This window comes from Janthinobacterium sp. 64 (genome assembly GCF_002813325.1).
Taxonomy (GTDB): domain Bacteria; phylum Pseudomonadota; class Gammaproteobacteria; order Burkholderiales; family Burkholderiaceae_D; genus Janthinobacterium.
Genome location: NZ_PHUG01000001.1, coordinates 2,161,250 through 2,176,175, shown reverse-complemented (window position 1 = coordinate 2,176,175; position 14,926 = coordinate 2,161,250). Strand labels below are relative to the sequence as shown.

The window sequence follows — 14,926 nt, the reverse complement described above, 5'->3', positions numbered from 1 at the left end:
AAACACCATGACCAAACAAAAACCACTGCGCAGCGTGCCTGCTGGCGGCCCTGTCGAGCCGCCGCTGCGCCGCACCGCGCTGGCGCTCGTGATTGCCGCCTGTTTCAACGCCGCCCACGCCAATCCGGTCTTGCCGCAAGTGGTGCATGGCCAGGCCACGTTCAACCAGCAGGGCAATCTGTTTACGATCACCAACACGCCCAATACCATCATCAACTGGCAGAGCTTTTCCGTCAATCCGGGCGAAATCACGCGCTTTCTCCAGCAAAATGCCGGCAGCAGCGTGCTTAACCGCATCACGGGACAAGACCCCAGCAAGATCCTCGGCTCGCTGCAATCGAACGGCAAGGTCTTCCTGATCAATCCGAACGGCGTGCTGTTCGGCCGCGATGCGAGGGTCGACGTGGCGGGCCTGGTGGCGTCCAGCCTGGCGCTGTCGAACCAGGATTTCCTGGCCGGTAAAATGCATTTCAAGGCCGGCGAGCAGGCCGGCGCCGTCATCAACCAAGGAACCATCCATGCCGGCAGCGGCGGGCAGATTCTGCTGATCGCGCCGAACGTGGAAAACAGCGGCATCATCACCGCGCCGAACGGCGACGTGCTGCTGGCCGCCGGCCACAGCGTGCAACTGGCCGACGCTGCCAACCCCGACTTGCGCGTGGTGCTGTCGGCCCCCGCGGACCAGGCCATCAATGTGGGCCAGATCGTGGCGCAGGGCGGGCGCATCGGCATGGCCGGCGCGCTGCTGAACCAGCGTGGCGTGCTCAACGCCAATAGCGCGATGCTCGGCGAGAATGGCAAGATCGTGTTGAAAGCCAGCGGCAAGGCGTTGCTGGAAAACGGCAGCATCACCAGCGCCACCAGCGCCGTGGGCAAGGGCGGCGAGATTACCGTGCTGGGCGACCAGGTCGGCATGCAAGGCAACGCCAGAGCCGACGCCAGCGGCGCCACGGGCGGCGGCACGGTGCTGCTGGGCGGCGACTACCAGGGCAAAAACCCGGCGATCGTCAATGCGCGCCAGGTGGCCGTCGGCAAGGACGCCACCATCGCCGCCGACGCCATTCAAAGCGGCGACGGCGGCAAAGTCATCGTCTGGGGCAATGAAACGGCGCGCGTGTTCGGCAGCATTTCGGCGCGCGGCGGCGCGGCCTCGGGCAATGGCGGCCTGGTGGAAACGTCGGGCCATTACCTGGCCGTCGACGGCATCCGCGTCGACACCAGTGCGCGCCGTGGCAAGCGCGGCAACTGGCTGCTCGACCCTTACGATATCGAGGTGGTCAGCGGCTACCAAGGCCAATTGGAAGATTTCGACGAATTTTCCGACGAGGCGTCCGGCACCACCATCGGCGCCGACACGATCTCCAGCGCCAGCAGCACTGTCACCTTGCAGGCAACGCACAGCATCAGTTTCAACGCCGGCATCAACATGCTCGACGACGCCGGACTGGTCGCCATCGCCGGCGAAAACATTTATGTGTATGCGCCGATCAGCACCCAGCGCGGCGATGTGACGCTGAGGGCCAACGACGCGATCAGCAACCAGGCCAACGGCACCGGCGCCAATGTCTACCTCAACGCGGCGATCAGCACCAGCAGCGGAACCGTGGCGCTGTCGGGCGCCAGCATTTTCAGCACCGGTGCCGGCACGGTCAATGTCGGCAACGGCAAGCTGATTTTGAAAAGCAACCTGGCGGGCGGTGCCATCGACCTGCAAGCCTCCGGCGATCAATTGGCTGGCAGCGGCGTGTCCGGACAGACGGTGCTGCTGGAGGCGGACAATATCCATTTTTCCGGCAACCTCAATTTCGGCGGACCCGGCAGCCAGGCCGCGCTCACCTTCAAGCCGCTGAGTGATGGCCGCCAGATCGAGCTTGGCAGCCAATCGGATACGGCGCTGGCCTTGACGAACGACGAGCTCAACCGCGCTGCCGCCGGCACCATCAATATCGGCGACGCCAGTTCCGGCAATATCACCATCAGCGGTCCGGTCAACCTCGAGTCGACGGGCGGCATCGCGGCCCTGAACCTGGAAACCGGCGGCACCCTGACCGCTTTGAACAAGCTGGCCATGCGCCAGGCGGGCAGCGCGCTCAAGGTGACGGCCGCCGACGTGATTGTCGCCAGCGGCGGCGGCCTGTCGGCCGAGGCCGCGGTCAATCTGGTGGCCGATAACATGAGCCTGGGTGGCGCGGCGCAATCGATCGCCGCCGGCGCCGGTTCCGGGACCGGGACCGGGACGGTCAGCCTGAAGCGCCGCAGCAACGACGGCAGCATCGAGATTGGCAGCGCAGGGGAGGACAGCGCCGACAGCCTGGGCCTGAGCGACAGCGAACTGAAAACCATCAGCGCGCCGACCATCGCCATCGGCGGCAGCGACTATGCGGGTACGCTGAACCTGCAGGGTGCGCTGGACCTGCGCGCATCGAGCAAGCTGAACCTGCTGGAACTGCGCACCGCCGGCAATATCAACCTGAACGGTGCGCTAGCTGTCGGGAAGGACCTGACGATCGGGGCCGGTACCTCCGGACCGGACTGGCTCGTCAACGCCTATGGCATCGTCAACGTCGGTGGCGCGTTCGTGCTCGACGGCGGCAACTGGGTACAGAACAATGCCAGTTTGCCCGCATTCACGGCCCACAGCTTTACGATCAACAAAGGCACTTTCCTGCGCGTAAAGGGGGGCAATGGCGAGGCAGCGACGCCGTACCGGATCGCCGATGTGTACGGCCTGCAAGGCATCGGCACCCAAGGCTACGACAAGAACTACGCCCTGGTGGCCAACATCGACGCCAGCGGCACGGCCAACTGGAACCTGGGCAACGGGCGCACCGGTTTCGCGTCGCTGTTCAGTGGCGACGGGTTGGCCTATGCGGGCATTTTCGACGGCGGCAATCACAGCATCAGCGGCCTGACCATCAACGGCGGCGCCAACCCGTCTTCTGTTGGCACCGGCCTGTTTGCCAGAACGCAGGGCGGCGCCATCCGCAACCTGTCCATGCTGGGCGGCAGCGTGACTGGTGGTAATAACGTGGGCGCCGTGGTGGGCAACAATGGCGGCGCCACGATCAGCAACGTGAGCAGCAGCATGGCCGTCAGCGGCAACAATAATGTCGGTGGCCTGGTGGGCGACAACAACAGCGGCGGCACGATTACCGTGGCGCGCGCCAGTGGCACCGTCACGGCTTCCGGCGAACGGGTCGGCGGCCTGGTGGGCAATAACGATGGCACCATCTCGCAAGCGTATGCCACCGGTGCCGTGGGCGGCGGCGCCAGTGTCGGCGGCCTGGTCGGACGCAATGGCGGCGCTATCGAAGACGTCTATGCGACCGGTGCCATCGGCTTGTCCGCCGATAGCGCGGCGAGCCAGCAGAATCTGGGTGGTGTGATTGGCTGGAGCGTGGCGGGCAGCAGCGCCCGCCGCCTGTATTTCTCAGGCGCCGTATCGGGCAGCGGTTTTGCGCCGGGCACGGTGGGCGCAGTGGTCGGACGCGCAGATTCGGGCGCGATCGTGGGGCCGGCCTATTTCGATGCGCAAAGCGCTGGCACCTCTTTCGACCAGGGCGGCTCCGCCGGGCGCAGCACGGCAGACATGCAGAAGCAAAGCAGCTTCGGCGGCTTCAATTTTGGCGACAATGCCATCTGGCGCATCTACGAAGGCCATACCACGCCGCTGTTGAAGGCCTTCCTGACGTCGGTGACGGTGACCGCCGGCGGCGCCGCCAGCCGGGTCTATGATGGCCAGGTGGCCGGCGTCGGTCCGCTCAGTTATTCCGGCTTGATCAATGGCGACCTGGCCGTCAGCGGCACCGCCAGTTACGGCGACGCGCGCAATGTCGGCAACTATGCGCTGGGCGGCCTGTGGTCGACCCAATACGATATCAGCTATGCCGGTACCACCACCGTGGCCATCACGCCGCGCGCCCTCAGCGTTATTTTAAGCGGCAGCAAGGTGTATGACGGCCAGCTCGGCTTTGCCAACGCGACCCTCAGCCTGGGCAACATGGTCAGCGGCGATACCGTGGGCGTGACCGGCAGCGCGCAGTTCGTCGACAAGAACGCGGGCAACGCCAAGGCGGTCACTCTCAGCGGCCTGGCCTTGAATGGCAACGACCTGGGCAACTACAGCCTGGCAGAAACCGCCAGCGGCACGGCCGAGATCACGCAACGTACCTTGAACCTGGCCTTTGCCAGCGCCAATAAAGTCTACGATGGTGGCACGGCAGCGGTCGTGACGGTCACCGACAACCGTATCGCCAACGACGTGCTGACGGCAACGGCCAGCGGCGCATTCGTTGACAAGAATGCCGGCAGCAACAAAGTCGTGACGGTGCAAAACGCCAGCCTGTCCGGTACCGATGCGGCCAACTATGTGCTCACCTCGACCACCGGCGCCGCCAGCGCCACGATTACCCAGCGCGAACTGGCGCTGGGCTTTGCGGCAGCGGGCAAGACCTATGACGGCAATACCGCAGCCACGCTCGCCATCACCGATAATCGTATCGCCAACGACGTGCTGACGGCAACGGCCAGCGGCGCATTTGCCGACAAGAATGCTGGTGCCAACAAAATCGTGACGGTGCAAAACGCCAGCCTGTCCGGTACCGATGCGGCCAACTATGTGCTCACCTCGACCACCGGCGCCGCCAGCGCCACGATTACCCAGCGCGAACTGGCGCTGGGCTTTGCGGCCGCAGGCAAGACCTACGACGGCAACACCGCCGCGTCATTGACGATTACCGACAACCGTATCGCCAACGACGTGCTGACGGCAACGGCCAGCGGCGCATTCGTTGACAAGAATGCCGGCAGCAACAAAGTCGTGACGGTACACAACGCCAGCCTGTCCGGCCTTGATGCGGCCAACTATGTGCTCACCTCGACCACCGGCGCCACCAGCGCCGCCATTACCCAGCGCGAACTGGCGCTGGGCTTTGCGGCCGCAGGCAAGACCTACGACGGCAATACCGCAGCCACGCTCGCCATCAACGATAATCGTATCGCCAACGACGTGCTGACGGCAACGGCCAGCGGCGCATTTGCCGACAAGAATGCCGGCAGCAACAAAGTCGTGACAGTGCAAAATGCCAGCCTGTCCGGTGCGGATGCCACCAACTATGTGCTCACCTCGACCACCGGCGCCACCAGCGCCGCCATTGCCCAGCGCGAACTGGCGCTGGGTTTTGCGGCAGCGGGCAAGACCTACGACGGCAACACCGCCGCGTCATTGACGATTACCGATAATCGTATCGCCAACGACGTGCTGACGGCAACGGCCATCGGCGCATTCGCTGACAAGAATGCCGGCAGCAACAAAGCCGTGACGGTGCGCAACGCCAGCCTGTCCGGCCTTGATGCCGCCAACTATGTGCTCACCTCGACCACCGGCGCCGCCAGCGCCACGATTACCCAGCGCGAACTGGCGCTGGGCTTTGCGGCAGCGGGCAAGACCTACGACGGCAACACCTCCGCGTCATTGACGATTACCGATAATCGTATCGCCAACGACGTGCTGACGGCAACGGCCAGCGGCGCATTCGTTGACAAGAATGCGGGTGCCAACAAAGTGGTTGCCGTGCAAAACGCCAGCCTGTCCGGTACCGATGCCGCCAACTATGTGCTCACCTCGACCACCGGCGCCACCAGCGCCGCCATTACCCAGCGCGAACTGGCGCTGGGCTTTGCGGCAGCGGGCAAGACTTACGACGGCAACACCGCCGCGTCGTTGACGATTAGCGACAACCGTAGCGCCAACGACGTGCTGACGGCAACGGCCAGCGGCGCATTCGCTGACAAGAATGCCGGCAGCAACAAAGCCGTGACGGTGCGCAACGCCAGCCTGTCCGGCCTTGATGCCGCCAACTATGTGCTCACCTCGACCACCGGCGCCGCCAGCGCCACGATTACCCAGCGCGAACTGGCGCTGGGCTTTGCGGCAGCGGGCAAGACCTACGACGGCAACACCGCCGCGTCATTGACGATTACCGATAATCGTATCGCCAACGACGTGCTGACGGCAACGGCCAGCGGCGCATTCGTTGACAAGAATGCGGGTGCCAACAAAGTGGTTGCCGTGCAAAACGCCAGCCTGTCCGGTACCGATGCCGCCAACTATGTGCTCACCTCGACCACCGGCGCCACCAGCGCCGCCATTACCCAGCGCGAACTGGCGCTGGGCTTTGCGGCCGCAGGCAAGACCTACGACGGCAACACCGCCGCGTCATTGACGATTACCGACAACCGTATCGCCAACGACGTGCTGATGGCAACGGCCAGCGGCGCATTTGCCGACAAGAATGCCGGCAGCAACAAAGTCGTGACGGTGCAAAATGCCAGCCTGTCCGGTGCGGATGCCACCAACTATGTGCTCACCTCGACCACCGGCGCCGCCAGCGCCGCCATTACCCAGCGCGAACTGGCGCTGGGCTTTGCGGCCGCAGGCAAGACCTACGACGGCAACACCGCCGCGTCATTGACGATTACCGACAACCGTATCGCCAACGACGTACTGACGGCAACGGCCAGCGGCGCATTCGTTGACAAGAATGCCGGCAGCAACAAAGTCGTGACGGTGCAAAATGCCAGCCTGTCCGGCCTTGACGCAGGCAATTACATCTTGGGCACGACCGGTGGCACGGCAATGGCCAGCATCGCGCAGCGTGCACTGAACCTGGGCTATACGGGGGTCGACAAGGTGTATGACGGCGTAACCGGCGCGCAGGTGGCGATCAGCGACGACCGCATCGCCGGCGATCTGCTGAGCGCATCGGCCAGCGCGGCGTTTGCCGACAAGAATGCCGGCAGCGGCAAGATGATAACGGTACAGAATGCCGGCCTGTCCGGTAACGATGCTGGCAACTACCGCCTGGCCAACACGAGTGGCGAGACCACGGCCACCATTACCCGCGCGGCATTGACCCTGGCCAGCGTCAGCGCCAGCGACAAGGTGTATGACGGCACGCAAGTGGCCAATGTCAGCGGCACCGTGGCGGGCGTGATCGGCCAGGATGCCGTCAGCCTGGCGGGCGGCAGCGGCACGTTCGCCGACCGCAACTTTGGCCGCGGCAAGACGGTCAATGTCAGCGGTTTTGGCCTGTCGGGCGCGGATGCCGGCAACTACGCTTTGACCTCGACCGGCGGCGTGGCCCAGGCCAGCATTGCCCAGCGCGCCCTGTCGACCTGGATAGGTGCGGCCGGTGGCTTGTGGAGCGATGCCGCCAACTGGGAAGGCGGCGTGGCGCCAAGCGGCGCCAATGTGCTGGCGGCCGATTTCGCGGCCAGCACCGGCAACGTGGTGTACACGGCGGCGGCCGGCGACACCGTGCTTGATAGCGTGATTTTGCGCGGCGGCCTGAACCTCACCGGTGGCAGCCTGCTGGTCAATAATGCGCTGACGGTGGCCAACTTTGCGCAGACCGGCGGCTTGCTGGGCGGCCTGGGCAATGTTACGGTCAGCAACAGCTTCAGCCAGAGCGCCGGCGCCATCCATATCGGCGGCAACCTGGCCGTGACCCAGGCCGCCGGCGACCTGCGTTTCGCGGCCTTGACCGCCAATGCCATCAGCCTGAACGCTGGCGCCGGCGCCATCAGCCAGAGCGGCGCCGTGGTTGCCGGCAGCCTGGCCACGCAATCGCAAACCGGTACCGTGCTGAACGACGCTGGTAACCGTGTCAAGAACTTCAGCGCCGGCAACAGCGGCGCCGGTGGCATTGCCTTGACCAGCACCAGCGCGCCTGACGTGCTGGTACTGGGTAGCCTGTCTACCGGTTCCGGCGACGTGCGCATCGAAAGCACGGGCGGCATCGAGAGCCACGCCATCACCACTACCAGCGGCAACGTGAGCCTGATCGCACACAGCCCCATCAATGTGCAGGGCGTCGTCCAAGGCAACGACGTCACCATCGAGGCCAGCACGGACGTGGCCTTCGGCGATGGCGCGCGCGTCAATGCGGCGCGCGCCATCGCGGTCACGGCCGGTACCGGCGTCACCTTTGCCGGCGCTGCCAGGCTCGATGTGCTGGCTACGGGCGCTATCAATGTGCTGGCGAAAAACGGCGACCTGACCGCCGCCGAAACCGTGCGCATCAACAGCCGCGGCGCGCCCGTGTCGCTGCTGGCGCCGAATGGCCGGGTCATCGTGCCGGCCTCGGTGATGGTGGCCGCGCCGGTGGTGACGCCCGTGGTGCCGCCAGCCACCACCATCCGCGCCGTCAATGCCTTGCCGGCGTTTAGCGATCAATACAACCCGCTCAACCAGCTCACTACGCCCAACAACGTGGCCACGCCGCTGCTGGCCGCCCCATCCAAAGAAACGACGAAGGAAGCACCAGATGAACTTCAAAAAAGTATCAAGAAGACCTATTGCAACTAGGCCGATGCTGGCGGGCGCCATGCTGTGGCTGGTGCTGATGAGCATCAGTCTGCATGCGTTCGCCCAGGTGGCGGGCACGGTGACGCAGTTGAGCGGGCCGATGATGGCGAAAAAGGCCGACGGCAAGGTCAAGATATTGTCGCTCAAGTCCGAGGTGGAGGCTGGCGATACGCTGGTGACGGAGAAAAACACCTATGCTCTGGTGAAATTCATCGACAACAGCGAGATCACTCTGAAGCCAGGCACCACCTTCGTGGTCGAGCAGTTCGCTTACCAGGCCGATCAGCCCGACGGTGACCAGGCCTCGTTCAACCTGCTCAAGGGAGGCTTGCGTTCGCTGTCGGGCTTGCTGGGCAAGCGCAGCAAGGAAAAGTTTTCCCTGAAAACGCCGGTCGCCACCATCGGCATCCGGGGCACATATTTTACTGCCGAATATATCAGCGCCGGTGGCTATGCGGCTCCAGTCTCGTCGCTACCCAAAACGGCGCCGTCGGCAGGGCCGACCCTTGCTCCAGGGCTGTACACGTCGGTGACCACCGGACAAATCGTGGTCAGCAATCCAGGCGGCACGCTCGATTTTGCCGCCGGCCAGTTCGGCTACACGCCAAGTTTCAGGCAGCCACCGGTGCTGCTGCCGACCAATCCGGGGATTCCGTTTACGCTGCCGCCGGTGTTCAATCCCAGCAGGGTCCCGACCGCCAGCAGTACCACGCCGGGCAAGTCGAACAATGTCGATTGCGAAGTACGCTAAGTTTCGCTTGACCTTCCCATCATGGTAGGGACGATCCTGTAGACATCATCTCTCGTCTACAGGATCCGCGCCATGCAGCCAGCTTCCCCTTATTTGCAATCGTTCACGGTCGAAGGCATGACCTGCGCCTCGTGCGCCACCCGCGTTGAAAAGGCGCTGGCGGCCGTGCCGGGCGTGACCAGCGCCAGCATCAACCTGGCCACCGACACGGCCAGGGTGGCGTCCAGCCAGAACGTTGCGCTGGCCACCTTGCAGGCGGCCGTGGACAAGGCCGGCTATGCGGTGGCGCAGCGCGAGATCGACCTGAGCATCGCCGGCATGACGTGCGCCTCGTGCGTGGGCCGGGTGGAAAAAGCCCTGCTGAAAGTGCCGGGCGTGCTGGCCGCCAGCGTCAACCTGGCCACGGAAAGCGCGCGCGTCAAGTTGACGGGCGACGCTGATGCGGGCGTCCTGATTGCCGCCATCGACAAGGCCGGCTATGCCGCCACGGTGCCCGCCGCCAGCCAGGCCAGCGCGCCCACCGCCGCACCGAACCGCGATGGCATGAAAGTGGCGTTTGCAGCCGTGCTGGCCTTCCCATTGATGCTGCCCATGCTGCTGGAATGGGCAGGCATTCACCTGATGCTGCCAGGCTGGCTGCAATTCGCGCTGGCGACCCCCGTGCAGTTCTACTTTGGCGCGCGTTTCTACAAGGCGGGCTGGAAGGCGGCGCGCGCCGGCAGCGGCAATATGGATCTGCTGGTGGCGCTGGGCACGAGCGCCGCATATGGCTTGTCCGTCTATCAATGGCTGACGGCGGGCGAGATCTTGCCGCACCTGTACTTCGAAGCGTCAGCCGTCGTCATCACCTTGGTGTTGCTGGGCAAATGGCTGGAAAGCCGCGCCAAGCGCCAGACGGCCTCGGCCATCCGCGCGCTGCAAGTGTTGCGTCCGGAATCGGCCCGCGTGCGGCGCGACGGCGTCGAGACCGACTTGCCTGTCGAGCAGGTGCAAGTGGGCGACCTGGTGGTCATCCGCCCCGGTGAACGGGTGGCTGTCGATGGCGTGGTGGTGGAAGGCGCCAGCCAGGTCAACGAGTCGCTGATCACGGGTGAAAGCTTGCCGGTCGATAAGCATCCGGGCGACAAGGTCACGGGCGGCGCCATCAATGCCGATGGTTTGTTGCTGGTACGCACGCAAGCCGTGGGTGGCGAGACGACCTTGTCGCGCATCATCCGCCTGGTGGAAGACGCGCAGGCGGCCAAGGCGCCCATCCAGCATCTGGTCGACAAGGTCAGCGCGATCTTTGTTCCCGTGGTGCTGGTGCTGGCGCTGCTGACCATGCTGGGCTGGTGGTTGGCGACCGGCGAGCTGGAAAACGCCATCATCAATGCCGTGGCCGTGCTGGTCATCGCCTGCCCCTGCGCGCTGGGCCTGGCCACGCCGACGGCCATCATGGCCGGCACGGGCGTGGCAGCCCGCTACGGCATTTTGATCAAGGATGCGGAAGCGCTGGAAGTGGCGCACGCCGTCAATACCGTCGTATTCGACAAGACGGGCACCCTGACGGTGGGCAAGCCTGCCCTGGCGGCCCTGCATGCGCATGGCATCGACGAGGCACGGCTGCTGCAACTGGCGGCCAGCATCCAGCGTGGCAGCGAGCACAGCCTGGCTACGGCCGTGCTCGATGCGGCCAGTGTGCGCCACATCGAACCCTTGCCAGCGACGGCCCTGTCGGCCTTGCCGGGCCGCGGCCTGGCGGCCCAGGTCGATGGCCTGGAGTTGAAACTAGGCAGCTCGCGCCTGATGCAGGAGTTAAACGTGGACATGGCGCCGCTGGCGGAACAGGCCTTGTCGCTGGAAAACACGGGCAACACGATTTCGTGGCTGGCTTCGGGATCGGAACTGCTGGGCTTGTTTGCCTTCAGTGACCAGGTCAAGCCGAATGCGCAGGCGGCCATTGCCCATCTGCACAGCCTGGGCATCCGCACGGTGATGTTGACGGGAGACAACCAGGGCAGCGCCGACGCCGTCGGCAAGCTGCTGGGCATCGACACGGTGGCGGCGAAAATGCTGCCGGCCGATAAAACCGCTAAAATCAGCGCATTGAAAGGCGCCGGTGCCAGGGTGGCGATGGTGGGCGACGGCATCAACGATGCGCCTGCACTGGCGGCCGCCGACGTGGGCATCGCCATGTCGACGGGCACGGACGTGGCCATGCATGCGGCCGGCATCACGCTGATGCGTGGCGATCCGGCCCTGGTGGCGGACGCCATCGATATCTCGCGCCGCACCTACAGCAAGATACGGCAGAATCTGTTCTGGGCATTTATCTACAATATGATCGGCATTCCGCTGGCCGCCTTCGGCCTGCTCAACCCCATGGTGGCGGGCGCGGCGATGGCTTTCAGTTCCGTCAGCGTGATCAGCAATGCCCTGTTGCTGCGCCGCTGGAAAGCCCGCAGTCATGCAGGTAGCGCGCATACCAAGGAGCAATAAAAATGAATATCGGCCAGGCAGCCAGTGAAACGGGCGTATCGGCAAAAATGATACGCTACTACGAAAGCATTACCTTACTCAAACCTAGCGCGCGCAGCGACGCCGGTTACCGCATCTACACGCCGAACGATTTGCACGCCCTGCGCTTTATCAAGCGCGGGCGGGGCCTGGGCTTTTCGCTGGAACAGATCCGCGAACTGCTGTCGCTGTGGCAAAACGACCAGCGCGCCAGCGCGGACGTAAAAGGCATCGCGCTGGCCCACGTCGCCGAGCTCAACAAGCGGATCGCCGAACTGACGGAAATGCGCGACACCCTGGCCCACCTGGCGCAATCGTGCCATGGCGATGACAAGCCCGATTGCCCCATCCTGCAAAGCCTGGGGCTGGCCGGTGACACGGAAGCGACAGCATGTTGCCACTGAGTTGAATCAACAGGAGTCGGGATGGATTGCCTTCAATCAAGAAGGCATCTTCCGGCACTACCCTGAGCTGGACGGGTAAACGGAAACAGCCGGCGCGAAGGCCGGCTGTCTCGTTGATGGCACTGCTGTTACTGCGCGCTGGTGACGGGGTAACCGGCCTCGATGATGGCGGCGCTGATGGCGCCCAGTTCGGCGGGCGATTCCACCGTGACGCGCTTGCTGGCCAGGTCGATCTGCACCTGTGCGGCAGGATCGACGCCTTGCACCGCTTTCGTGACCGAGCCGACGCAATGGCCGCAGCTCATGTTTTCAACTTGTAACTGATACATGCAAGCACTCCTTGAATGATTAAGTGTTCCCACTGTAAGCCTTCCCCCGATGGTAAGGTCAAGGGGAAAGCTGCGCACGGATCAATTCAGCAGAAAATCGTCAGCTTGCATGGGCGGCGGCACATTCTCGTCCTGCACGGATTCGCGCAGGCTGATTTCGATGGCGCGGCACATGGCGGACAGCGGCAGATCGTTGGCGTCTTCGCCGAACGGTTCCTCGATCTCGTCGCCCAGCGCATCGAGGCCAAAGAAGGTGTAGGCGACGATGGCGACGACGAACGGCGTCATGAAACCGAGCGAATCGACGAGGCCGAAAGGCAGCAGGAAACAGTACAGATAAGCCGTGCGGTGCAGCAGCAGCGAATACGAAAAGGGAATCGGCGTGCTGCGGATGCGTTCGCACGAGGCGCCCGCCGCTACCATGGCCGAGACCGTGTTATCGATCTGTGCGGTGAGGATGCTGTCGATACGCCCCTGCCGGACGCAGTCGGCCAGGTCGTGGCCCATCTGCAGCATCAGATAGTCGGACGGGTTCGATGCCTGGCAAGCCGCTTCCCATTCGGCCGGGCGCAGCAGCGGCTGCAAGTCGTCCGGTCCGCGCGTGTCGCGCAGCTGGTGGCGCAGCGCGTGGCAAAAGGCGATGGCGCGGTAAATCATGCGCACGCGCACATCGTCCAGCCCCAGCCGGGCGTGGGCGGGCGTATCGCTGCGGATCATGGTCTGGCACTGGCGCGAGAAATTACGGCTGCGCAACACCAGTTCGCCCCACAGCTTGCGCGCTTCCCAGTAGCGGTCGTAGGCGGCCGTGTTGCGAAAGCCCAGGAAGATGGCCAGCGGCAAGCCGATCAGGGTAAACGGGATGGTCGTGAGGATGACCTTGTGATCGAACAGGGTGCCGTGGCACCAGGTGACCAGGGTGGCGATCAGGGTGTTGACGATGAGCGTGGTGCGGATGCGCGGCAGGACGGAGCCGCGCACCACGAGGAACAGCCGTAGCGCCGAAGGACGCTCGCGCACGATCATGCTGTGCTCCCGGTGTGGGGCTGGTGATCGGTAAAGGGGGAAAGACAGAATGGCAATTGCCGGGAACAAAAAGCCCGCTGTGTGTGCGGGCTGAGCAGGGTGTGCATGGGAAACAATGTAGGGGAGACAGCTTGAGTATAGGCCGTCGACTGGTTTCCAGCCAATTCACAGTGATAATGGACGTTATTCATTTCATGAATGAATATTTCATTTATGGACATAAATGTCACCTTTCCGGGGGCTGTCCCTGCCGTATCTTCTTGCGGTGTTCTTCCTGCTGCCGTTTCAGTGCGGCACTGGCTGCATAGTCGCTGCGTAACCACGTCGGGTTCTTGCCCCGGCCCGGCCGGGAGCAATCAGCCAGACTGGCCACGTCGGCGCAGTCGCAGGCACAGTCGACCATGGGCACGTCGCAATCGCAATACCCCGCCTGTGCCTGGCGGCGCGCACTGCGCCGTGCCTGCGGATGTAGCGCGAGGTGCTGGCGGTGCCGTTCGCCGCAGGCACGCAAGCGGCGTTGCAACAAAGGCAGGCCCGTGCGCAAGCCATGACGTTCAATCACCCGGTAGCCATAGGCGGAGCAGCTGTCGCGCCCCGTCAGCACGCCGTAAGCGCAGGAAAACCCCTTCCATGGCGACAGGTAGCGCTGGTAGGCGCGAATGGCCCACAGGGCCAGGCGTTTGCCGCAAGTGTCGAATGAGAAAATGCCAGCTCCTTTGCCGGGGGGCGTCAAGACGATGGGGGAGCATACGACAAGTATCTAAAAAATAATAGCGCCAGCGGCCTGGGCTGCCATGGTTTTCCAGCCATACCAGCCGAACGCCGCCAGCCACGCCAGCAAGATCGCCAGCCCCGGCAACAGCATCCATTTCGTCAGCGTTTCTTCCCACGCCACAAAAGCGCGTCCGCCGCGTGCGATGGCCAGCAGCGCCTGTCCGCCGTTCAAGCCGGCGAACGGCAGCAGGTTGAAGGCGCACAGTGTCAATGAGAACAGGGCGAACACCAGCGCAAAGCCGTGTGTGCGGGCAAACGTTTCCCCTTCACCCAGCAATTCCTGCGCCGTCGACAGCGGCGCCAGCGCGCCATGGACGATTTGGCCGAAGGCGGCGACGAAGCTGTCCCAGCCTGGCGCTCCCAGGATGCCCAGCGACAAGGCCAGCAGCACCCCCACGCCGCTCAATGGCAGCAGCACCTGCTTCCACAGCGGCTGGAAGTTGTACGCGTCCAGGCAGGAGTCGTCGTCATGCAAGGTTTCTTCACGCGTATCTTTCAGTACCACATTGCCGGCCACGGGCAGCAGTTTGACGCGCACTTTGCCCCAGCTCAGCAAGCTGGGCCCCACGCCGTAGCTGACGCTGCGCACGGTGATACCCACAGCGCGGGCGCACGCGGCCATGACGGAAATGTGGAGCAGCATGAAAAGGATAAGGCAGAGCAGCAACTGGAAGGCGGGAGGCATCGGATACGGTGTCCTGGAGGAAAGAGAGCGGTATTAGACCATGCCGCAGGGAAAAGTCGCGCACATGAAAAAGCCCCGCCTGCATCGCTGCAGACG

Annotated in this window: 8 protein-coding genes; 4 read left to right on the top strand and 4 right to left on the bottom strand. The window is 64.1% G+C overall.

The features are described 5' to 3' along the window. The first annotated feature begins 7 nt into the window (after nt 1-7). The 4 genes from CLU91_RS09540 (at nt 8) to cueR (ending at nt 12,019) form a co-directional block, all read left to right on the top strand. Nucleotides 8-8,368: a beta strand repeat-containing protein gene (locus tag CLU91_RS09540; protein WP_100873964.1), complete on the top strand. Its 8,361-nt coding sequence runs from the start codon at nt 8-10 to the stop codon at nt 8,366-8,368. A 4-nt stretch (nt 8,369-8,372) separates the two neighbouring features. Further along, nucleotides 8,373-9,119 carry a FecR family protein gene (locus tag CLU91_RS09535; RefSeq protein ID WP_100873963.1) on the top strand — a complete coding sequence of 249 codons (747 nt, stop codon included), beginning with the start codon at nt 8,373-8,375 and terminating at the stop codon, nt 9,117-9,119. Between the two features lie 72 nt (nt 9,120-9,191). Continuing rightward, the gene (locus tag CLU91_RS09530) at nt 9,192-11,597 is read left to right on the top strand and encodes a heavy metal translocating P-type ATPase (protein WP_100873962.1); all 2,406 of its coding nucleotides are present in this window, start codon (nt 9,192-9,194) and stop codon (nt 11,595-11,597) included. A gap of 2 nt (nt 11,598-11,599) precedes the next feature. Continuing rightward, complete coding sequence (gene cueR / locus CLU91_RS09525; protein ID WP_100873961.1) at nt 11,600-12,019, top strand: Cu(I)-responsive transcriptional regulator; 420 nt, start codon at nt 11,600-11,602, stop codon at nt 12,017-12,019. A gap of 128 nt (nt 12,020-12,147) precedes the next feature. Here cueR and CLU91_RS09520 read toward each other — a convergent pair whose 3' ends face one another. The 4 genes from CLU91_RS09520 to CLU91_RS09505 all read right to left on the bottom strand — a co-directional run bounded on the left by CLU91_RS09520 (nt 12,148) and on the right by CLU91_RS09505 (nt 14,830). Further along, nucleotides 12,148-12,348: a heavy-metal-associated domain-containing protein gene (locus CLU91_RS09520; RefSeq protein WP_100873960.1), complete on the bottom strand. Its 201-nt coding sequence runs from the start codon at nt 12,346-12,348 to the stop codon at nt 12,148-12,150. An 81-nt stretch (nt 12,349-12,429) separates the two neighbouring features. Next, the gene (locus tag CLU91_RS09515) at nt 12,430-13,371 is read right to left on the bottom strand and encodes a bestrophin family protein (RefSeq protein ID WP_100873959.1); all 942 of its coding nucleotides are present in this window, start codon (nt 13,369-13,371) and stop codon (nt 12,430-12,432) included. Nucleotides 13,372-13,597: 226 nt separating this feature from the next. Next, nucleotides 13,598-14,104: a membrane protein insertion efficiency factor YidD gene (gene yidD, locus CLU91_RS09510; RefSeq protein WP_232730689.1), complete on the bottom strand. Its 507-nt coding sequence runs from the start codon at nt 14,102-14,104 to the stop codon at nt 13,598-13,600. Nucleotides 14,105-14,131: 27 nt separating this feature from the next. Continuing rightward, nucleotides 14,132-14,830 carry a site-2 protease family protein gene (locus tag CLU91_RS09505; protein WP_100873958.1) on the bottom strand — a complete coding sequence of 233 codons (699 nt, stop codon included), beginning with the start codon at nt 14,828-14,830 and terminating at the stop codon, nt 14,132-14,134. Between the last annotated feature and the right edge of the window lie 96 nt (nt 14,831-14,926).

Coding starts and splice junctions, on each gene's coding strand:
- CLU91_RS09540 (WP_100873964.1), top strand. CDS start 8: ATGACCAAACAAAAACCACTGCGCAGCGTGCCTGCTGGCGGCCCTGTC.
- CLU91_RS09535 (WP_100873963.1), top strand. CDS start 8,373: ATGCTGGCGGGCGCCATGCTGTGGCTGGTGCTGATGAGCATCAGTCTG.
- CLU91_RS09530 (WP_100873962.1), top strand. CDS start 9,192: ATGCAGCCAGCTTCCCCTTATTTGCAATCGTTCACGGTCGAAGGCATG.
- cueR (WP_100873961.1), top strand. CDS start 11,600: ATGAATATCGGCCAGGCAGCCAGTGAAACGGGCGTATCGGCAAAAATG.
- CLU91_RS09520 (WP_100873960.1), bottom strand. CDS start 12,348: ATGTATCAGTTACAAGTTGAAAACATGAGCTGCGGCCATTGCGTCGGC.
- CLU91_RS09515 (WP_100873959.1), bottom strand. CDS start 13,371: ATGATCGTGCGCGAGCGTCCTTCGGCGCTACGGCTGTTCCTCGTGGTG.
- CLU91_RS09505 (WP_100873958.1), bottom strand. CDS start 14,830: ATGCCTCCCGCCTTCCAGTTGCTGCTCTGCCTTATCCTTTTCATGCTG.